At 68.3% G+C, this 19358-nt stretch carries 17 protein-coding genes and 1 tRNA gene; 13 read left to right on the top strand and 5 right to left on the bottom strand.

The features are described from left to right. Positions 1–249: 249 nt before the first annotated feature. Positions 250–996: a molybdopterin-synthase adenylyltransferase MoeB gene (locus tag F620_RS0110120; protein WP_019570458.1), complete on the bottom strand. Its 747-nt coding sequence runs from the start codon at positions 994–996 to the stop codon at positions 250–252. A 157-nt stretch (positions 997–1153) separates the two neighbouring features. Between F620_RS0110120 and F620_RS0110115 the strand changes: the two genes are divergently transcribed. Then, positions 1154–1600, top strand: a complete 447-nt coding sequence (locus F620_RS0110115; RefSeq protein ID WP_019570457.1) for a hypothetical protein — start codon at positions 1154–1156, stop codon at positions 1598–1600. An 84-nt stretch (positions 1601–1684) separates the two neighbouring features. Here the strand turns inward: F620_RS0110115 and prmC are convergent, their stop codons facing one another. Genes prmC through hemA form a run of 3 tightly spaced genes read right to left on the bottom strand, consistent with a single transcriptional unit; the run spans position 1685 to position 4982 of the window. Beyond that, positions 1685–2551 (bottom strand): peptide chain release factor N(5)-glutamine methyltransferase, encoded by an 867-nt coding sequence (gene prmC / locus F620_RS0110110; RefSeq protein WP_019570456.1) that lies wholly within the window; start codon positions 2549–2551, stop codon positions 1685–1687. After that, the gene (gene prfA / locus F620_RS0110105) at positions 2551–3636 is read right to left on the bottom strand and encodes a peptide chain release factor 1 (RefSeq protein WP_019021481.1); all 1086 of its coding nucleotides are present in this window, start codon (positions 3634–3636) and stop codon (positions 2551–2553) included. Before prfA ends, prmC begins: the two co-directional genes overlap by 1 nt. Continuing rightward, positions 3633–4982, bottom strand: a complete 1350-nt coding sequence (gene hemA / locus F620_RS0110100; protein WP_019570455.1) for a glutamyl-tRNA reductase — start codon at positions 4980–4982, stop codon at positions 3633–3635. The genes prfA and hemA overlap by 4 nt, the downstream gene beginning before the upstream one ends. Positions 4983–5139: 157 nt before the next feature. Here hemA and F620_RS0110095 point away from each other — a divergent pair, with 157 nt between their 5' ends. The 9 genes from F620_RS0110095 to grxD all read left to right on the top strand — a co-directional run bounded on the left by F620_RS0110095 (position 5140) and on the right by grxD (position 12516). Then, a complete protein-coding gene (locus F620_RS0110095; protein WP_019570454.1) occupies positions 5140–6861 on the top strand; it encodes a tetratricopeptide repeat protein in 1722 nt (573 codons plus the stop codon). Positions 6862–6866: 5 nt separating this feature from the next. Next, positions 6867–7490 carry a lipoprotein insertase outer membrane protein LolB gene (lolB, locus tag F620_RS0110090; protein ID WP_231373890.1) on the top strand — a complete coding sequence of 208 codons (624 nt, stop codon included), beginning with the start codon at positions 6867–6869 and terminating at the stop codon, positions 7488–7490. Continuing rightward, the gene (ispE, locus tag F620_RS14665; RefSeq protein ID WP_026331409.1) at positions 7490–8365 is read left to right on the top strand and encodes a 4-(cytidine 5'-diphospho)-2-C-methyl-D-erythritol kinase; all 876 of its coding nucleotides are present in this window, start codon (positions 7490–7492) and stop codon (positions 8363–8365) included. Before lolB ends, ispE begins: the two co-directional genes overlap by 1 nt. Further along, positions 8356–8430 (top strand) — tRNA-Gln (locus F620_RS0110080). The genes ispE and F620_RS0110080 overlap by 10 nt, the downstream gene beginning before the upstream one ends. A 121-nt stretch (positions 8431–8551) precedes the next feature. Further along, positions 8552–9508, top strand: coding sequence for a ribose-phosphate diphosphokinase (locus tag F620_RS0110075; protein WP_018869810.1), 957 nt, complete (start codon positions 8552–8554; stop codon positions 9506–9508). A gap of 129 nt (positions 9509–9637) precedes the next feature. Further along, on the top strand, positions 9638–10336 hold the full coding sequence (locus tag F620_RS0110070) for a 50S ribosomal protein L25/general stress protein Ctc (protein WP_018869811.1): 699 nt from the start codon (positions 9638–9640) through the stop codon (positions 10334–10336). A gap of 23 nt (positions 10337–10359) precedes the next feature. Further along, positions 10360–10956 carry an aminoacyl-tRNA hydrolase gene (gene pth, locus F620_RS0110065; RefSeq protein WP_018869812.1) on the top strand — a complete coding sequence of 199 codons (597 nt, stop codon included), beginning with the start codon at positions 10360–10362 and terminating at the stop codon, positions 10954–10956. A gap of 31 nt (positions 10957–10987) precedes the next feature. Next, positions 10988–12082, top strand: coding sequence for a redox-regulated ATPase YchF (ychF, locus tag F620_RS0110060; protein WP_019570452.1), 1095 nt, complete (start codon positions 10988–10990; stop codon positions 12080–12082). 95 nt (positions 12083–12177) lie between these two features. Beyond that, positions 12178–12516 (top strand): Grx4 family monothiol glutaredoxin, encoded by a 339-nt coding sequence (grxD, locus tag F620_RS0110055; RefSeq protein WP_018935295.1) that lies wholly within the window; start codon positions 12178–12180, stop codon positions 12514–12516. Between the two features lie 63 nt (positions 12517–12579). Here the strand turns inward: grxD and rnt are convergent, their stop codons facing one another. Then, a complete protein-coding gene (rnt, locus tag F620_RS0110050; RefSeq protein WP_018869815.1) occupies positions 12580–13266 on the bottom strand; it encodes a ribonuclease T in 687 nt (228 codons plus the stop codon). Between the two features lie 229 nt (positions 13267–13495). Here rnt and aceE point away from each other — a divergent pair, with 229 nt between their 5' ends. From aceE to lpdA, 3 genes are read left to right on the top strand one after another with little or no spacing between them, the layout of a single operon-like run. Continuing rightward, positions 13496–16159: a pyruvate dehydrogenase (acetyl-transferring), homodimeric type gene (aceE, locus tag F620_RS0110045; protein WP_019570451.1), complete on the top strand. Its 2664-nt coding sequence runs from the start codon at positions 13496–13498 to the stop codon at positions 16157–16159. A 27-nt stretch (positions 16160–16186) separates the two neighbouring features. Continuing rightward, entirely contained in the window at positions 16187–17551 is a 1365-nt protein-coding gene (gene aceF / locus F620_RS0110040; protein ID WP_019570450.1) for a dihydrolipoyllysine-residue acetyltransferase, read from the top strand. A gap of 16 nt (positions 17552–17567) precedes the next feature. Beyond that, positions 17568–19349 (top strand): dihydrolipoyl dehydrogenase, encoded by a 1782-nt coding sequence (gene lpdA, locus F620_RS0110035; RefSeq protein WP_019570449.1) that lies wholly within the window; start codon positions 17568–17570, stop codon positions 19347–19349. Positions 19350–19358 lie beyond the last annotated feature (9 nt).

Genomic DNA, 19358 nt, shown 5'->3' with positions numbered 1-19358 from the left:
CCGGCCCTGCATCCTTCATCCCTTCCGCGCTAAACTGGTTCATGACCTGCCCCCTCGATATTGGCTCTGTGTTGAAGGTGGTTATCCCAACCCCGAGAACATAACCCACGCTCTCGAGGTCGGGCAGGTCAATCCATCATGTCTACGGGGAATCTCCGCAGACCGGGTAAATCCCTGTGGGAGGCCGGCCCTCCGGCCGATCGGGCGTCCGGGCTGCCTCCGGCGCCGAATCGGCCAGGGGCTGGCCTCCTACGGGGGATCTCCGCAGACCGGGCAGGCCGGGTCGCGCTGCAGGCCGATCTCGCGGAACTGCATGTGCAGGCCGTCGATCAGCAGCAGGCGCCCCGCCAGGGTCGGCAGGCCGGCCAGCAGCTTGAGGGCCTCGGTCGCCTGCAGGCTCCCGACCACCCCCGGCAGGCTCGCCAGCACCCCGCTGGTCGCGCAGGTGTCCTCGTCCGCGCCTTCGTCGCCGTACAGGCAGTGGTAGCAGGCCGCCTGCGGGTCGCGGAAATCGAAGGTGGTGAGCTGGCCCTCGAAGCGGATCACCGCGCCGGAGACCAGCGGCGTGCCGGTGGCGATCGCCGCGCGGTTGATCGCGCCACGCGCGGCAAAATGGTCGGTGCCGTCCAGCACCACGTCGGCGCCGGCGAAGAGCGCGCGCATCGCGTCGGCGTTCAGCCGTTCGGCCCGGGTCTCCACCCGGCAGGCGCTGTTCAACGCCGCGAGGCGCCGCGCACCGGAGGCGACCTTGTCCGCGCCCACGTCGGCCTCGCCGTGCAGGATCTGGCGCTGCAGGTTGCTGGTCTCGACGTGATCCGGGTCCACCAGGGTCAGCCGGCCGACCCCGGCCGCCGCCAGGTAGGCCGCTACCGGCGAACCCAGTCCGCCCACGCCCATCACCACCGCATGCGCCCGGCGCAGGCTTTCCTGGCCCTCGACCCCGATACCGGGCAGCATGATCTGGCGTGCGTAGCGCAGGAGCTCGTCGTCATTCATGGGTAGATTGTAACTCCGTCACATGGCCGCGCGGACCGCGTGCCGGAACTGCGGGGGACTTCACGCAACGCGGCAGGCGGTTCAAGGGGGGTTCAGTCGGGAGGGCTAGTCTGGTTCCCGGCAATCCGGCCAGAAGAGAAAGGGAAGGAGGCGTCCCATGAACCCTGAACAAAAATCCATCCTGCAGCGTCTGACCGCCGTGGTCGTGCCCGCCGCACTGCTCGCCTTTGTGGTCGCGGCACCGGCCCAGGCCGCGACGCCGGTCAAGGGGGCATCCGGCGGGGCCACGCTGCAGTTCTCGGTCGAGGGCCTGCAGGAGGTCCGCCATGATCGGCGCTCGGGCAAACGCGGTTACAAGCACAAGCGCGGGCATCCCGGGAGTCGTGGCCACAAGCACAAGCGCGGGCATCCGGGTGCGCGCGGCCACAAGCATTCCCGGCGCGGTCATTCGCGCGGGCGTGGACCCGGCCACCGCGGTGCGGAACGGCACTACCATCATCACTACTACGGTCGTTCGCACCGTTCGGGGCCGCGGGAGCATCGTGACCGGCGTTCCTCCGGCAGCATCCACCTCAAGCTGCCACTGCCGCTGCCGCGTCCGTGATGTGCCGTCGGGCCGCTCGCCGGTCCGGCGCATGGCACGCAGGGCCCCCGGTTCATGCGCCGGGGGCCTCGGCATGTCTGTCAGTCAGCGCCGGGCCCGCAGGCGGGCTCCGGTCACGCGGGGATGACCGGCGGTGTCGGGCCAGGTCGTGACGTCCGTCCACGGCCCGGTCTCCAGTCGTGCCCGTACCGCCGCGTCCTGGTCGAATCCGTGTTCCAGCAGCAGCCAGCCGTCGTCCGTCAGGTGATCGGGTGCGGTGGCGATCAGTTCATGCAGGTCCGCCAGTCCCGTTTGCGCCGCGACCAGCGCATCCCGTGGCTCGAAGCGCAGGTCGCCGCGTTGCAGATGCGGGTCGTCCGCGGCGATGTACGGCGGATTGGAGACGATCAGGTCGAAGCGCGCGGAGGCCGCCAGCGGTTGCAGCCAGGCCCCGGCGAAGAAGCGGACGTCCAGATCCAGTTCGCGGGCGTTGGCGCGGGCGCGGGTCAGGGCGTCGAGGCTGGTGTCGCTGGCGAAGCCGTCGATCGCCGGCCGTTCGGCCTTGAGCGCAAGGATGATGGCCCCGGAGCCGGTGCCCGCGTCCAGCACCCGGGGGTGTTCTTCCGGCGCCGCGTCGATGACCCCCAGCGCGGCCTCGACCAGCACCTCGGTCTCGGGGCGCGGGATCAGGCAGGCCGGGGAGACCCCCAGATCCAGGGTCCGGAAGCCGCGCCGGCCGAGGATGTGGGCGATCGGTTCGCCCTGCAGGCGGCGTCGGCACAACGCCTCGGCCGCGGCTGCCTGCGTGGGGCCGGGAGCATCGCCGCCGCGCGCGATGAGTTGCGCGGTGCTCAGGCCGGTGGCCATGCCGAGCAGCAGGCGTGCCTCCAGGCCGGCGGCCTCCACGCCGGCCTCCTGCAGCCGGTTGCGCAGGCTGGCCAGCAGGGCGTCCAGCGTGGCCGGGTGGTCCATCAGGCGTCGGCGAGGGAGGCGAGCTGTTCCGCCTGGTGCTCGTGGATCAGCGGGTCGATCACCGGGTCGAGGTCGCCGGCCATCACCTGCTCCAGCTTGTACAGCGTCAGATTAATGCGGTGGTCGGTGACCCGCCCTTGGGGGAAGTTGTAGGTGCGGATCCGTTCCGAGCGGTCGCCGCTGCCCACCAGACCCTTGCGCTCGGCGCTCTGGGCCTCGGCCTGCGCGGCGCGTTCGTCCTCGTACAGCCGCGCGGCGAGGAAGTTCATCGCGCGGGCGCGGTTCTTGTGCTGGGAGCGCTCTTCCTGGCATTCGACCACGATGCCGGTGGGCAGGTGGGTCAGGCGCACGGCGGAATCGGTCTTGTTCACGTGCTGGCCGCCGGCACCGGAGGAGCGGAAGGTGTCCACGCGCAGGTCGGCCGGGTTGATCTCCGGCATCTCGACCTCCTCCAGTTCCGGGAGGATCGCGACCGTGGCCGCCGAGGTGTGGATGCGGCCCTGGGACTCGGTCTCGGGTACGCGCTGCACGCGGTGGGCGCCGGATTCGAATTTGAGCCGCGAATAGGCCCCCTGGCCGGCGAGTCGGGCGATCACCTCGCGGTAGCCGCCGTGTTCGCCCTCGCTGGCCGACAGGATCTCCAGCTGCCAGTGGCGCTGTTCCGCGTAGCGGCTGTACATGCGCAGCAGATCGCCGGCGAACAGTGCGGCCTCGTCACCGCCGGTGCCGGCGCGGATCTCGAGGAACACGTTGGCGTCGTCGTGCGGATCCTTCGGGATCAGGTGGCGGTAGAGTTCGGCCTCCAGTTCCTCGTTGCGTGCACTGAGGGTCTCGATCTCGCCCTCGGCCATCGTGCGCAGTTCGGGGTCGTCGTCCTCCAGCATCGCGCGCGCTTCCTCCAGCGCGGCGCGGTTTTCGTTCCATGCCTTCCACGCCTCGGCCACCGGTTCCAGCTGGCTGTATTCCTGCGACAGCCGGCGCAGCTGCTCGGGGTCCTCGGCGGCATCGGGCGTGGCGAGCAGGCCGGCGATCTCGGCGTGGCGTTCGGCCAGGCCCTCCAGTTTGGCGCGAAAGGAATCCTTCACGCGTCGTCCCTGGTGTCGTCGGGTTCCGCGCCGTGGTCAGGTCCCGGTTCATGTCCGTGATCACGCCCGCGGTCATGTCCGGGGTCGTCCTCGCGTTCGGGCAGCTGAAACAGCTGGTGCGCGGCCTCCAGCAGGCGGGCGTCGCCCTCGTGGGCCGCGGTGTTGAGACTCTTGCAGGGGTGGTGCATCAGCTTGTTGGTGAGGGTGTGCGCCAGCCAGGGCAGGACCTCGTCGGGCGAGCGCCCGGCGCGGATCATCGCCAGGGCGCGCTCCACGGTCTCGTCCTTCACCGTCTCCGCGCGTTCGCGCAGCTGACGGATGCTGTCGATGGAGTCGCGCGCGCGCAGCCAGCGCATGAACTCGCCGGCGCGCTGGTTGATGATCTCCTCGGCCTGTTCCGCGGCGGCCTGACGCGAGGCCATGTTGTCGTCGATTACTTCCTGGAGGTCGTCCACCGTGTACAGGTAGATGTCCTCCAGCTGGCCGACTTCGGGTTCGATGTCGCGCGGGACCGCGATGTCGACCATGAACATCGGCTTGCGGCGGCGCTTGCGCAGCGCACGCTCCACTGCCCCCTTGCCGAGGATCGGTACCGGCGCGGCGGTGGAGGAGATCACGATGTCGGCCTCCGGCAGGCGTTCGCCCAGATGGTCCAGGCCGATGGGCTCGCCGTCGAAGCGTTCGGCCACGCTGCGCGCGCGTTCCTCGGTCCGGTTGGCCACGATCACCCGGCCGATACCGAGGCCCCGCAGGTGCTGCAGGGCCAGTTCGATGGTCTCGCCGGCGCCCACCACCATCGCGGTCAGTGGCTTGAGGTCGCCGAAGATCTGCCGCCCCAGGGACACCGCGGCGAAGGCCACCGAGACCGCGCTCTGGCCGATCGCGGTCTCGGTGCGCACGTCCTTGGCGGTGGCGAAGGCGTGCTGGAACAGCCGCTCCAGCGACAGTCCGAGGGTGCCGGCGTCATGGGCGTACTGGTAGGCGGTCTTCATCTGGCCGAGGATCTGCGGTTCGCCCAGGACCATCGAATCCAGACCACTGGCGACCCGCAGGGTATGGCGTACCGCCGAGCCGTCGTGGTGCAGGTAGAGATAGGGCCGCAGTTCGGCGCGGTCGATCCCGTGGTAGCCGCCCAGCCAGTCCACCACTCGGTGTTCGCTGTCCTCCCCGCTCTCGCGGAAATAGACCTCGGTGCGGTTGCAGGTGGAGAGGATCGCACTCTCCGGCAGCCGCACGCCGGAGCGCAGCGAATGCAGCGCATCGTCCAGTTCGTGCTGGCTGACCGACAGCCGCTCGCGGATCTCGACCGGCGCCGTCTTGTGATTGATTCCGAGTGCGAAGAGCATAACCTGCGTATTGTGCCGCAAAACGTCCCCTGCGGGTCAGTAGTGTACGCGGTGAAAGGGTTCGGTACAGTGCGCAGGAATCCGGATGCCGGGCCCGAAGGAACCTGGCGCGGCCCGGTGCCGTCTCACTGAAAGCTGACATGCATGGAATGCCTTTATGACCCGAACCCTGCTGGCCGCGGCCGTTGTCCTCCTTGTCAGCGGCTGTGCGCACCATTCGCTCGGTGCCGGCGAGCCGCTGGAAACCGACGCCCCGGAGATCGTGACCCTGCCCGAGAGCGGATTGCAGGAGGATCCGGAGGCGGCGCTGATGTTCAGCGTGCTTGCCGGCGAGATCGCCGTGCGTTCCGGGCAGACCGCCGACGCGGCGGCCTTCTACGGTGCGGCGGCGGCGCTGAGCCACGACCCGGAGATCGCCGAGCGGGCCACCCGCATTGCCCTTTTCGCGCGGGATCGTGAGCAGGCCCTGCGTTCCGGGGAGCGCTGGCTGGCCCTGTCGCCCGAACACATGGAGGCGGTACAGATCGTTGCGCTGCTGCGCATCGACGCCGGGCAGGTCGAGGCCGCCGCGCAGCTGCTGGATGAATTGATGCAGCGGCGCGCGCGGGAAGGTGCCAGCCCCTATTCATCGCTGGCCTCGCTGATGGTGCAGGCCGACAACCGGGACCACGCGCTGGAGACCCTGGACCACCTCGCCACGCGGCGGGCAGAGGATCGCGACACCTGGCGAGTGTATGCCGAACTTGCGCTGCGGTTCGACGCGACCGGGGCGGCCCTGCAGGCCACCGAGCGGGGTCTCGAGCAGCATCCCGACGCCATCAGCCTGTACCTGTTGCGGGCACAGGCCCTGGAGCGAGACGAACGCGGGGACGAGGCCCTGGCCCTGATGCGCGAGGCCGTCGCCGCCCACGCGGACAGTCGCGACGCCCGCATCGGTTACGCCCATGCGCTGACCGACCATGCCGACGACGACCGGGGCCCGGAGGAGATCGCGCGGCTGGCAGAGCTGGCCCCCGACGACCACGAGGCCCGCCTGACGCTGGCCCTGCTGAGCCTCGAGAGCGGCTGGAACGAGGCCGCGCGCGAGCAGCTGGAGGCCCTGGATGCCCGCGGCGTGCGCGAGAACGAGGTGGCCTATTATCTGGGCCGTCTGCACGAACTGGAGGGGGATGCGGACCGGGCCAGGACATTCTTCGAGCGGGTCGGCGAGGGCGAGTTTCGCGCGGATGCGCGGCTGCGCCTGGCGGCCCTGACTCTGCGCGAAAACGGTGCCGGGGCGGCGCGCGCTGCGTTCGACGAACTGCAGACGCACGACGACGCCGACGTGGCGCGCGAGGCCTGGGTCGTGGAGGTCAACACCCTGCGCGAGGAAGAGGCCTACGAACGTGCACTGGAACGCGCCAATGCGGCCCTGGATGCCTTCCCGGAGGAGAGCGACCTGCTGTATCTGCGCGGGCTGATCCACGAGCGCCTGGACCGGGTGGACGCGGCGCTGCAGGACTTTCGCACGATCCTTGACAACGAACCGGACAATGCCACCGCGATGAACGCGCTGGGGTACACCCTGGCCGACCGGACCGACCGCTACGAGGAGGCCTACGAGCTGATCACGCAGGCCCTCGAGCAGCGTCCCGATGACGCAGCCGTGGTCGACAGCTACGGCTGGGTGCTCTACAGGCTCGGGCGGCTGGACGAGGCCGAGGAACAGTTGCGGCGGGCCTGGAGCATGATGGAGGACGGCGAGATCGCCAGTAATCTGGCCGTCGTGTTGTGGGAGCAGGGCGAGCGCGACGAGGCGCGCGATCTGCTTGAGAAGGCGCTGGAGCGCGAACCCGGACACGAGCGGCTGCAGCGCGTCCGGCGCGAGCTGCTCGAATGAGTCGAATGAGGGGGTCGGGTGTGCGCGCGGCACTCGCGCTGATGACCGTAATGCTGCTCGCCGGGTGTGCCGCCCTGCCCGAGGTGGATCGGGGCGACGCCGCGCAAAGGGCCTTCGAGGAGCGCAGTGAGCGGCTCGCCGCCATCGAAACCTGGCGCCTGGTGGCCCGCCTGGGGCTGGATACCGAGCGTGAATACTGGTCCGCACAGCTCAACTGGCGGGTGCAGGGGGGTACGCATATCCTCGATCTGTCCGGTCCGATGGGACGGGGTGGCGGTCGATTGACCCTCGCCGAGGGGCAGCCGGCGCGGCTGGTGACGCGCGACGGCCAGCATCACAGCGCGCGCGATCCGGATGTCCTGGCGCAGCGTCTCACCGGCGATGCGATTCCGGTGTCGGGGATGGTCTACTGGGTACGCGGGCTCCCGGACCCGGCGCATGCCTACGAGCGCGAAGTGGATGCCGAAGGGCGTCCGATCCGCATCCGTCAGGCCGGCTGGGAAATCGAATACGGCAAGTACGAGGAATTCGACGGCGAGTCCCTGCCGGTGCGCATGGAGCTGCAGCGCGATGCGCTCACGCTGCGCGCCGTGATCCGCCAGTGGCAGATGGGAGACGGATCCGCCTGATGGACAAGCTCTTTGCGCAGATCTTCCCCGCGCCCGCGAAGATCAACCGCTTCCTGCACATCACCGGTCGGCGCACGGACGGCTACCACGAGCTGCAGACCGTGTTCCAGTTCATCGATCTGGAGGACCGGCTGCGCTTCGAGCCGCGCCCCGGCGGGGAGGTGGCGATGGCCTCCGCGGATGCGGTGGACGGGTCGGAAAACCTGTGCGTGCGCGCTGCCCGCCTGGTGTTCGAGGCCGCCGGCCGGCACGAGGGGGTGACGATCCACCTCGACAAGCGCCTTCCGGTCGGTGGCGGGGTGGGCGGAGGCAGCTCCGACGCCGCCACTACCCTGGTTGCGCTGAATTATCTGTTCGAGCTGGGCCTGGACGAATCGACCCTGGCCGATCTCGGCCTGCGTCTCGGCGCGGACGTGCCGGTCTTCGTGCGCGGCCGCGCCGCATGGGCCGAAGGCGTGGGCGAAACCCTGGTTCCGGTGCGGCCCGACTGCCCCTGGGCGCTGCTGATCGACCCCGGTGTCCCGGTCGCCACCGGAACCATGTTCGGATCAGGAGAATTGACACGCGACTGTCCCACCGAGAGAATTTCGCACGCGGTCGACGGCGCGGCATTTGGGAACGTCTTCGAACCGGTGGTCCGGACGCGCTATCCGGATATCGCCCGGGCGCTGGACTGGCTGGGCTCGCAGACCGACCGGGCCCGCCTGAGCGGAACCGGCGGTTGCGTGTTCGGGCTGTTTCGCGAGCGCGCCGACGCCGAAAGGGCACGCGAGGAGCAGCCGCTGCCCTGGAGCAGCCGGGTCACCCGGCTGCGCAACGAGTCGCCCCTGCGGGCGTGGTTGCCCGAGTCGGGCCGCCATTCTACTGGGCCGTAGCCAAGCGGTAAGGCAACGGGTTTTGATCCCGTCATGCGCAGGTTCGAATCCTGCCGGCCCAGCCATACAATCGCCCCGCGCCGAAGGCGAGGGGCCATATTCCCGAACCCCGGCCCCGGCCGGGGTTCCTTACTGGAGACCGCGCCATCCGGGCGCGGCTCCGCACCACCCAGACCGGGACAAGTCGTGGTCGACAAGAGTCGCATGATGATCTTCGCGGGGAACGCCAACCCGCGACTGGCACAGGGCGTTGCCGAGCATCTCGGCCTGCCGATGGGCAAGGTAACCGTCGGCCGGTTCAGTGACGGCGAGGTCCAGGTCGAGATCCTGGAAAACGTTCGCGGACGCGACGTCTTCCTGATCCAGCCCACCGGGCAGCCCACCAACGAGAACCTGATGGAGCTCGTGATCATGGTGGATGCCCTGCGCCGCGCCTCGGCCGGGCGTATCACCACGGTGATTCCGTATTTCGGTTATGCCCGCCAGGATCGCCGCGTGCGCTCGGCAAGGGTGCCGATCTCGGCCAAGGTCGTGGCCAACATGATCGAGGCGGTGGGCGCCGATCGCGTGCTGACGATCGACGTTCATGCCGATCAGGTTCAGGGGTTTTTCAACGTTCCGGTGGACAACATCTATGCCTCGCCGGTGCTGCTGGGCGATGTCTGGCGGCACGTCTCCGGCGACCTGACGGTGGTCTCGCCGGACGTCGGCGGGGTGGTGCGCGCCCGCGCCATCGCCAAGCGGCTGGACGATGCCGACCTGGCCATCATCGACAAGCGCCGTCCGCGCGCCAACGAATCCGAAGTGATGCACATCATCGGGGACGTGCGCGGCAAGTCCTGCATCATCATCGACGACCTGGTGGATACGGCCGGCACGCTGTGTCAGGCAGCGAAGGCGCTGAAGCAGCATGGCGCCTCCTCGGTCAGCGCCTATGCCACGCACCCCGTGCTTTCCGGCGCGGCGATTGATAACATAAACGGTTCGGCGCTGGACGAGCTGGTGGTGACCGACACCCTGGCCCTCCAGCCCAACGCGCAGGCCTGTCCGAAGATCCGGCAGCTTTCGGTCGCGGAGATGCTCGCGGAGACCATCCGCCGCATCAACCGCGAGGAGTCCGTGAGCTCGCTGTTCGTGGACTGAGCCCGGGCCGGCGGAACCCGGCCTGCGTCGCCGGCGGTCGCCGGCTGCCCCGAATCCGGGAGGAAGGGCCTCCCGCTTTACGCCTCACCTGGTCGCGGGTGGGGCGCGTTCATTCTGGAGAACGTCATCATGAGCATGAGTTTTACCCTTGAAGCCGAAAAGCGTGACGAACAGGGTTCGAGTGCGAGCCGCCGCCTGCGTCGCGCCGGCAAGCTGCCTGCCATTCTGTATGGCGGCGAAGATCCCGCAGTGCCGATCACGCTGGATCACAACGCGATGGTCCACAACCTGAAGGAAGATGCGTTCTACTCGCACATCCTGACGGTCAAGCTGGACGGCCAGTCGCAGAAGGCGATCCTGCGCGATGTGCAGCGCCATCCGTTCAAGCCCACCATCTATCACGTGGATCTGCTGCGCGTGAGCGCCAACCAGCCGATCCGCGTGAACGTGCCCATCCATTTCCTCAATGAGGAGACCTGCAAGGGCGTGAAGCCCGGCGGCGGCATGATCAACCGTCAGGTCAACGAGATCGAGGTCGAGTGCCTGCCGGACGACCTGCCGGAATCGATCGACATCGACATGACCGACGTCGACGTGGGCGAGACGCTGCACCTGTCCGACCTGAAGGGCAATCTGCCCAAGGGTGTCGAGATGGTCGCGCTGATGCAGGGCGACGAATACGACTACGCGGTCGTGACCGTGCAGCTGCCGCGTTCCGCCAAGGGTGGCGGCGGTGGTGGTGCGGCCGCCGCCGAGGGCGCCGAAGGCGAGGAAGGTGGTGACGAGGCCGCGGGCGAGGAAGCCGGCGGCGAGGAAGACAACGGCTGAACGCCGCGGTCACGACCTCCCGCATGACCAGCCGACCTGCGCCGATTCGCCTGGTGGTCGGGCTGGGCAACCCGGGCCCGCGTTACGCCGAAACCCGGCATAACGCGGGCTTCTGGTTTGTGGATGCCCTGGCCCGTGATCACGGCGTCCGCTTTCGCCCGGAGAACCGCTTCGATGGCGAGGCTGCCCGGCTGACCCTCCCCGAAGGTGATGCCTGGCTGCTCAAGCCGATGTCCTTTATGAACAGGAGCGGCCTGCCGGTGCGCAAATGCGCCGATTTCTATCGCATCGCCCCGGAGGAGATCCTGGTCGTCCACGACGAGCTGGATCTCGAGCCCGGGGTGGTCCGCCTGAAGCATGGCGGAGGGCATGGCGGGCACAACGGTCTGCGCGACCTGCACCGGCACCTGGGCGGCCCCGCCTACTGCCGTCTGCGCGTCGGTATCGGTCATCCCGGCGAACGCGACCAGGTGGTCCCGTTCGTGCTGGATCGTCCCGATCGCGATGCGGCTCGGGCGATCGGCGAGGCACTGGACGACGCGGCGCGCGAGATCCCGGCCCTGCTGGCCGGCCGCTGGGACGAGGCCGTGCGCCATCTGCACGGTCGCGGCTCCGGCTGAGCCCGCACCGAGTTACATCCGAGGAAATCCCATGAGTCTGAAATGCGGCATCGTCGGCCTGCCCAACGTCGGCAAGTCGACCCTGTTCAACGCCCTGACGCGCGCGGAGATCGCCGCGGAGAACTACCCCTTCTGCACCATCGACCCCAACGTTGGCGTGGTGGAGGTGCCGGATCCGCGGCTGGAGAAACTGGCAGCGCTGGTGTCGCCGGAGCGGGTCCTCCCGACGACCGTGGAGTTCGTCGACATTGCGGGGCTGGTGTCCGGGGCGGCTCAGGGCGAGGGGCTGGGCAATCAGTTCCTCGCGCATATTCGCGAGACCGATGCCATCGCACAGGTGGTGCGCTGCTTCGAGGACGATGACATCGTTCACGTATCCGGGCGCGTGGATCCGCTGGCGGACATCGAGACCATCAGCACCGAGTTGATGCTGGCGGACCTGGAGACCGTCAACAAGGCCCTCACGCGCCTGACTCGGGCCGCCAAGTCCCAGGACAAGGAAGCCATCGCCCGGCTGCAGGCCGCGGAGAAGGTCGCCGAGGGGCTGGGCGAGGGCATCCCGGTGCGTGCCCAGGCGCTGGAGCCGGAGGAGCTCGAGCTGCTGCGCGATCTGCACCTGCTGACCATCAAGCCGCTGATGTATATCGCCAACGTGAATGAAGCGGGGCTGGCCGAGGACAACGAGCAGGTGCGCGCGGTGCGCGAGAAGGCCGCCGAGGAGGGCGCGCAGGTGGTCAGCGTGTGCGCTGCCATCGAGGCCGAGATCGCGGTGCTGGAACCTGACGAGCGTGCCGAGTTCCTGGCCGATCTGGGTCTCGAGGAACCCGGTCTCGACCGGGTGATCCGCACCGCCTACGAGCTGCTGGATCTGCAGACCTTCTTCACCGCCGGAGAGAAGGAGGTGCGCGCCTGGACCGTGCGTCGGGGCTCCACCGCGCCGCAGGCCGCGGGCGTGATCCACACCGACTTCGAGAAGGGCTTCATTCGTGCCGAGGTGGTCGCCTACGACGACTACGTGGAGCATGGCGGCGAACAGGGGGCCAAGGATGTCGGCAAGTGGCGGCTCGAAGGCAAGGAATACGTCATGCGTGAAGGGGACGTTGTACATTTTCGCTTCAATGTCTGAGTATAATACTCGGACTTTGTCGCGGGGCGGCACCGCTGCGCCCGGCACGTTTCCTTATCGCAATCACCCATCAGGCCCGTATCAGGAGTACAGCAATGGATGTAATGGACCGTATCCGCCAGCAGGTGGAAGAAAACCCGGTCGTGATCTTCATGAAGGGGAGCCCGCAGTTCCCGATGTGCGGCTTCTCCAGCCGCGCGGTGGAGGCGCTCAAGCGCTGCGAGCGCGAGTTCGGCTACGTGAACGTGATCGCCGACCAGGAGGTCATGCAGAATCTGCCGCGCTTCGCCGACTGGCCGACCTTCCCGCAGGTCTATATCGACGGCGAGCTCATCGGCGGCTGCGACATCACCCTGGAGATGTTCGAAAGCGGCGAGCTGAAGAAGATGGTCGACGAGGCCCACGACAAGCACGCCCAGCGCAACGCCGGCTGAGGCGCCTGGCCCGCGGCGTGCCCGGCCCGTCATCGCGATTGCGGTGGCGGGCCTTTTTTGTGCTCAGCTGCCGGGCGGCAGTTCCTCGGGGTCGGGCAGCTGCAGCGCGGCCTGCGGCACGCCGATGTGGTCCTGCCAGTGGTTGGCGACCGCGCAGAACAGGTCGGCGGTCTTTTCGGCATCGAAGGCCGCGCTGTGCGCGGAATCGTTGTCCCACTCCAGCCCGGCGGCGCGCGCCGCGCGCGCAAGAACGGTCTGGCCGTAGGCCAGTGCGGCCAGCGACACGGTGTCCAGGCTGCTGAACGGGTGGAAGGGGTTGCGCTTGATCCCGCAGCGGTCCGCCGCCTTGTGCACGAACCCGAGGTCGAAATGGGCGTTGTGTCCCACCAGGATCGCGCGCTTGCAAAGATTCAGCTTGACCTCGCGACGGACCTCACTGAACAGCCGGCCCATGGCCTGATCCTCCGGCCACGCCGCGCGCAGCGGATGGTAGGGGTCGATCCCGTTGACCTCCAGCGACTTCGGATCCATCTCCGAGCCTTCGAACGGACGCACGTGCAGGCTGACGGTATGGGCGCGCTCCAGGCGATCCTGCTCGTTGCGGCGCAGGAAGACCGCGGCCACCTGCAGCAGTGCGTGGCGTTCGCAGTCGAAACCCCCGGTTTCCACATCGACGACCACGGGCAGGAAGCCGCGGAAGCGGTGGGCCATGGGGCGGTGCGAGGGGTCGAGCTGGGCGGGTGCGGCCATGCGGTTACCTTGGTTCGGATCGATTCCGGGACGATCTTTGCATATCCTTCCCGTTTTGCGGGAGATCGGCGCCATAGAACGCTTTCGCTTGACCTGTTGGCAACACAGTCGGGATACTTGCGCCTTTCTGTCCGCCCGGGCCGCGGCATGGTAGCAGAACCGCCCCGCGCCCGGTGGCACGGCCCCGCGCCCGCGAACCGTTTCCCAACCCGTTTTCAGGGGTAGACGCATGGACCTGAACGCCATCCCGAATGACATCGATCCGCAGGAAACCCAGGAGTGGATCGACGCCCTTGCCTCCGTGATGGAGGCCGACGGGCCCGAACGGGCGCACGCCCTGCTGGAGGCCCTGGTGGACAAGGCCCGGCGCAGCGGAGCCTATCTCCCGTACTCGGCCAACACCGCCTACGTGAATACCATCCCGCCGCACCTCGAGCCGGTGTACCCCGGCGACGGCGCGCTGGAACATCGTATCCGTTCCTACATCCGCTGGAACGCGATGGCGATGGTGGTCAAGGCCAACCGGGTGTCGCCGGAACTGGGTGGTCACATCGCGTCCTTCGCCTCCGGGGCCACGCTCTACGACGTCGGCTTCAACCATTTCTGGCGCGCCCCGTCGCACGAGCACGGCGGTGATCTGGTGTTCGCTCAGGGGCATTCCTCGCCGGGGATCTACGCCCGTGCCTTCCTCGAAGGGCGCCTGACCGAGGAGCAGCTGGATCACTTCCGCCGCGAGGTGGACGGCAAGGGGCTGTCCTCCTACCCGCACCCCTGGCTGATGCCGGACTTCTGGCAGTTCCCGACGGTGTCCATGGGGCTGGGCCCGATCATGAGCATCTATCAGGCGCGCTTCATGCGCTACCTGCAGGATCGCGGGCTGGCGCAGACCGAGAATCGTCATGTGTGGAGCTTCGTCGGCGACGGCGAGGTCGACGAGCCCGAGACCATGGGGGCGATCACCCTGGCCTCGCGCGAGAAGCTGGACAACCTGACCTGGGTGGTGAACTGCAACCTGCAGCGCCTCGACGGGCCGGTGCGCGGCAACGGCAAGATCGTGCAGGAGCTGGAAGCGATCTTCCGTGGCGCCGGCTGGAACGTCATCAAGGTCCTGTGGGGGCGCTACTGGGAGCCGCTGCTGGCCAAGGACACCGACGGCCTGCTGCAGAAGCGCATGATGGAGGCGGTCGACGGCGACTACCAGAACTACAAGGCCAACGACGGGGCCTACGTGCGCGAGCACTTCTTCGGCAAGTATCCCGAGCTGAAGGCGATGGTCGCCAACATGTCCGACGAGGAGATCTGGCGCCTGAATCGCGGCGGTCACGACCCGGTCAAGGTCTACGCGGCCTACAAGGCGGCCATGGAGCATACCGGGCAGCCGACCGTGATCCTGGCGCACACCGTCAAGGGCTACGGCATGGGGTCGGCGGGCGAGGCCCAGAACCGCACCCACAGCCAGAAGAAGATGGACACGGAGGACATGAAGCACTTCCGTGACCGCTTCAACATCCCGCTGTCCGACGAGCAGGTGGAACGGGCCGAGTATCTCAAGCCGGATCCCGACTCCGACGAGATGCAGTACATGCACGAGCGGCGCAAGGCGCTCGGGGGTTACCTGCCGCAGCGGCGGCACATGACTACGCCGCTGGAGGTCCCGGAGCTGGACGCCTTCTCCGGGCTGCTGGAGGATTCCGGCGACCGCGAGATGTCCACCACCATGGCCTTCGTGCGCATGCTGCAGATCCTCGCGCGCGACAAGAAGATCGGCCGGCACGTGGTCCCGATCGTCCCGGATGAGGCGCGTACCTTCGGCATGGAAGGCCTGTTCCGCCAGCTGGGCATCTATTCCTCGGTCGGTCAGCTCTATGAGCCGCAGGACAAGGACCAGGTGATGTATTACAAGGAGGACAAGGGCGGCCAGATCCTGGAGGAAGGGATCAACGAGGCCGGCTCGATCTCCTCCTGGATCGCCGCCGCGACGTCCTACTCCACCCACGGCGTGGCGACCATCCCGTTCTACATCTTCTATTCGATGTTCGGGTTCCAGCGCATCGGCGACCTGATCTGGGCCGCCGGCGACCAGCGGGCGCGCGGTTTCCTGATCGGCGGCACCGCCGGCCGCACCACCCTGGCCGGCGAGGGGCTGCAGCACAACGACGGCCACAGCCACATGATGGCGGCCAACGTGCCCAACTGCATTGCCTACGACCCGACGTTCGCCTACGAGCTGGCAGTGATCGTGCAGGACGGCATGCGGCGCATGTTCCGCGAGCAGGAGAGCGTCTTCTACTACATCACGGCGATGAACGAGAACTACCATCAGCCGGCGATGCCGGAGGGCGCCGAAGAGGGCATCCGCCGCGGCCTGTATCGTTTCCAGGCCGGAGGACGCAAGAAAAAGAAGGTCCGCCTGCTGGGTTCCGGCACCATCCTGCGCGAGGCGATCGAGGCCGCGGCGCTGCTGGAGCAGGACTTCGGTGTGTCGGCCGAGGTCTGGAGCGCGACCAGTTTCACCGAGCTGGCGCGTGACGGTCGCGACTGCGAGCGCCATGCCCGGCTGCATCCGGACGCGAAGCCGCGTCGCAGCTGGGTCGAGCAGTGCCTGGGCGGTTCCGAGGCGCCGGTGGTCGCGGCCACCGACTACGTGTCGAACTTCGCCGATCAGATCCGCGCCTATGTGCCCGCCGACTATCGCGTGCTGGGCACCGACGGTTTCGGCCGTTCGGACCTGCGCTCCGCGCTGCGGCGCCACTTCGAAGTCGACCGCTACCACATCGCGGTGACCGCACTGAAGGCCCTGGCCGATGCCGGGACCGTCGAGGCGAAGACCGTCCGCGAGGCGATCGACAAATACGAGATCGACACCGATCGTCCCAACCCCCTGCAGGCCTGAGGCCGGCGTCCCGAGGCAGGAGCAGACATGAGCGACACGATTACGGTTGAAGTCCCCGACATCGGTGACTTCAAGGACGTCGAGATCATCGAGGTACTGGTCAAGCCGGGTGACACCGTGGCGCCCGAGGACCCGCTGATCACCCTGGAGTCGGACAAGGCCTCCATCGAGATCCCGGCACCGCAGGGCGGTACCGTGCAGGGCATGAAGGTCAAGGCCGGGGACCGCGTCTCGCAGGGGGATGCGATCCTCGAACTGGCCCCCGCGGACGAGGCTGCCGCCAGTGGTGCCGGGGAAGCTCCGGCGGAGGCCACCGCCGAGCCGGCCGCCTCCGCCGGAGGCGAAGAAACGGCACCCGCGGCCTCGGCCAGCGCGCCGGATACGGGGTCCGCGCCGGCCAGGGCATCGGCCGGCGACTCGGGTAGTACCGGCGGGCAGGGCGGCCAGGGTGGCCCGCGGCCATCGCCCACCGCCCATATCGAGAACGAGTCCGCGTTCCGTCGCGCCCACGCCTCGCCCGCGGTGCGCAAGTTCGCGCGCGAGCTGGGCGTCGACCTGTCCAAGGTCGAGGGGAGCGGTCGCAAGGGGCGCATCCTGCGCGAGGACGTGCAGGCTTTCGTCAAGCGCGCGCTCAGCCAGCCCGCCGGTTCCGGACTGGGGGTCGAACCCATGCCGGAGATCGATTTCTCCGAGTTCGGTCCGATCGAGACCCAGCCGCTGTCAAAGATCAACCGGCTCACCGGCCAGAACCTGCATCGCAACTGGGTCACCGTTCCGCACGTGACGCAGTTCGACGAGGCCGACATCACCGAGCTGGAGGACTTCCGCAAGTCGCTGAAGGCCGAATACGAGAAGCAGGGGATCAAGATCACCTTCCTGCCGTTCCTGATGAAGGCGGTGGTCTCCGCGCTCAAGGAATACCCGCGCTTCAATGCCTCGCTGGACGCGACCGGCGAGAACCTGGTGATCAAGCAGTACTACCACCTGGGCGTGGCCGTGGATACGCCGGATGGTCTGGTGGTTCCGGTGGTACGCGACGTGGACCGCAAGAGTCTGGTGGACATCGCCTCCGAACTGATGGACCTGTCGAAGCGGGCGCGCGAGAAGAAACTCAAGCCCGCCGACATGCAGGGCGGCTGCCTGACCATCTCCAGCCTCGGCGGCATTGGCGGTACCCAGTTCACGCCCATCGTCAATGCCCCGGAGGTCGCCATCCTCGGGGTGTCGAAGGCTTCGATGCAGCCGGTCTGGAACGGCGAGGAGTTCGAGCCGCGTCTGGTGCTGCCGATGGCGCTGTCCTACGACCACCGGGTGATCGACGGGGCCCTGGGTGCCCGCTTCACCACCACGCTGAGCGCGCTGCTGTCCGACATGCGGCGCATGCTGCTGTAATCACCGGAGCTTTGTCATGAGTCAGACCACCACCGTCGAAGTCCCCGACATCGGCGATTTCAAGGATGTCGAGATCATCGAGGTCCTGGTCCAGCCGGGCAGCACGATCGCCCCGGAAGACCCGCTGATCACGCTCGAATCGGACAAGGCGACCATCGATGTCCCGGCACCGCAGGCGGGTACGGTCAAATCCGTGCACGTAAAGACCGGCCAGCGGGTGTCTCAGGGGGATCCGATCCTGGAACTGGAGGCCGGCGCGGAGGCCGCGGACAGCGAGGCTTCGCCCGCCCCGGCGGAGGATACCGAGGCGGCGTCCGCGGAACCTGCCGGCGCGGCCGGGGCGTCCTCCACCCCGGCGCCGCAGGCCGCGGCCGACCCGAACACCGACAGCCAGTGCCAGGTGCTGGTGCTGGGCTCCGGCCCCGGCGGCTACACCGCCGCCTTCCGCGCCGCGGATCTGGGGCTGGATGTCGTGATGGTCGAGCGCTACCCGCAGATCGGCGGGGTCTGCCTGAACGTCGGCTGCATCCCGTCCAAGGCACTGCTGCACGCCGGCGAGGTGCTGCACGAGGCCGAGCGCTTCGCCGCGCTGGGCATCAAGTTCGGCGAGCCGGAGATCGACCTCGACGGCCTGCGCGGCTACAAGGACAAGACGGTCAAGAAGCTGACCGGCGGCCTCAAGCAGCTGGCCAAGCAGCGCAAGGTGCGCGTGGTGCAGGGCGTCGGCGAATTCACCGGGGCCCACAGCATCGCGGTCGAGGGCGACAATGGCCGCGAGGTGATCGGCTTCGAGCACGCGATCATCTCCGTCGGGTCGCAGGCGGTGAAACTGCCCGGCTTTCCCTGGGACGATGACCGGGTGATGGACTCCACCGACGCGCTGGATCTGGCCGACATCCCCGAGCGCATGCTGGTGGTCGGCGGCGGCATCATTGGCCTGGAGATGGCCTGCGTGTACGAGTCGCTGGGCACGAAGGTCACGGTGGTGGAACTGTCCGATACCCTGATGCCGGGGGCGGACCGCGACATCGTGCGCCCGTTCGAGAAGCGCGCGAAGAAGCGCTTCGAGAACATCTTCCTCAAGAGCAAGGTGACCGGGGCCGAGGCCACCGAGCAGGGCATCGTCTGCCGTTTCGAGGGCGAGGCCAAGGGTCTGCCGGAAGAGGGCACCTTCGACCGCGTGCTGGTCGCCGTGGGGCGCAGCCCGAACGGTGCGAAGATCAACGCCGAGGCCGCCGGGGTGCAGGTCAGCGAGCGCGGCTTCATCGAGGTCGACAGCCAGCAGCGCACCAATGTCGAGCACATCTTCGCCATCGGCGACGTGGTCGGCCAGCCGATGCTGGCGCACAAGGCGACCCACGAAGGCAAGGTCGCCGCGGAGGTGATCGCCGGGCACAAGGTGCACTTCGACGCCCGCGCGATCCCGTCGGTGGCCTATACCCACCCGGAGGTCGCGTGGATGGGGGTGACCGAGGAGCAGGCGCAGGCCGACGGCATCGAATACACGAAGGGCGTATTCCCCTGGGCCGCCTCCGGCCGGGCGATCGCGCTGGGCGCCGAGGACGGCATGACCAAGCTGCTGTTCGACGCCGAGGGCCGGGTGATCGGCGCCGGCCTGGTCGGCCCGTCCGCCGGCGACCTGATCGGCGAGGCGATGCTGGCGCTGGAGATGGGCGCGGAGATGGAAGATATCGGCCTGACCGTGCATCCGCATCCGACGCTCAGCGAGACGGTGGCCTTTGCCGCCGAGGCCGCGCACGGCTCGATCACCGATATCCTGCCGCCGAAGAAGGGTTAGAGGCGGGTG

The sequence above is a fragment of the Thioalkalivibrio sp. ALE11 genome (genome assembly GCF_000381205.1).
Lineage (GTDB): Bacteria > Pseudomonadota > Gammaproteobacteria > Ectothiorhodospirales > Ectothiorhodospiraceae > Thioalkalivibrio.
Note: the sequence above shows the minus strand (reverse complement) of the source record. Positions and strands in the feature narration are given on the sequence as shown.

Bases quoted from the DNA above. Each gene is read 5' to 3' on its own strand.
- F620_RS0110120 (WP_019570458.1), bottom strand. From the start codon at position 996: ATGAATGACGACGAGCTCCTGCGCTACGCACGCCAGATCATGCTGCCC.
- F620_RS0110115 (WP_019570457.1), top strand. From the start codon at position 1,154: ATGAACCCTGAACAAAAATCCATCCTGCAGCGTCTGACCGCCGTGGTC.
- prmC (WP_019570456.1), bottom strand. From the start codon at position 2,551: ATGGACCACCCGGCCACGCTGGACGCCCTGCTGGCCAGCCTGCGCAAC.
- hemA (WP_019570455.1), bottom strand. From the start codon at position 4,982: ATGCTCTTCGCACTCGGAATCAATCACAAGACGGCGCCGGTCGAGATC.
- F620_RS0110095 (WP_019570454.1), top strand. From the start codon at position 5,140: ATGACCCGAACCCTGCTGGCCGCGGCCGTTGTCCTCCTTGTCAGCGGC.
- lolB (WP_231373890.1), top strand. From the start codon at position 6,867: ATGAGGGGGTCGGGTGTGCGCGCGGCACTCGCGCTGATGACCGTAATG.
- ispE (WP_026331409.1), top strand. From the start codon at position 7,490: ATGGACAAGCTCTTTGCGCAGATCTTCCCCGCGCCCGCGAAGATCAAC.
- F620_RS0110070 (WP_018869811.1), top strand. From the start codon at position 9,638: ATGAGCATGAGTTTTACCCTTGAAGCCGAAAAGCGTGACGAACAGGGT.
- pth (WP_018869812.1), top strand. From the start codon at position 10,360: ATGACCAGCCGACCTGCGCCGATTCGCCTGGTGGTCGGGCTGGGCAAC.
- ychF (WP_019570452.1), top strand. From the start codon at position 10,988: ATGAGTCTGAAATGCGGCATCGTCGGCCTGCCCAACGTCGGCAAGTCG.
- grxD (WP_018935295.1), top strand. From the start codon at position 12,178: ATGGATGTAATGGACCGTATCCGCCAGCAGGTGGAAGAAAACCCGGTC.
- rnt (WP_018869815.1), bottom strand. From the start codon at position 13,266: ATGGCCGCACCCGCCCAGCTCGACCCCTCGCACCGCCCCATGGCCCAC.
- aceE (WP_019570451.1), top strand. From the start codon at position 13,496: ATGGACCTGAACGCCATCCCGAATGACATCGATCCGCAGGAAACCCAG.
- aceF (WP_019570450.1), top strand. From the start codon at position 16,187: ATGAGCGACACGATTACGGTTGAAGTCCCCGACATCGGTGACTTCAAG.
- lpdA (WP_019570449.1), top strand. From the start codon at position 17,568: ATGAGTCAGACCACCACCGTCGAAGTCCCCGACATCGGCGATTTCAAG.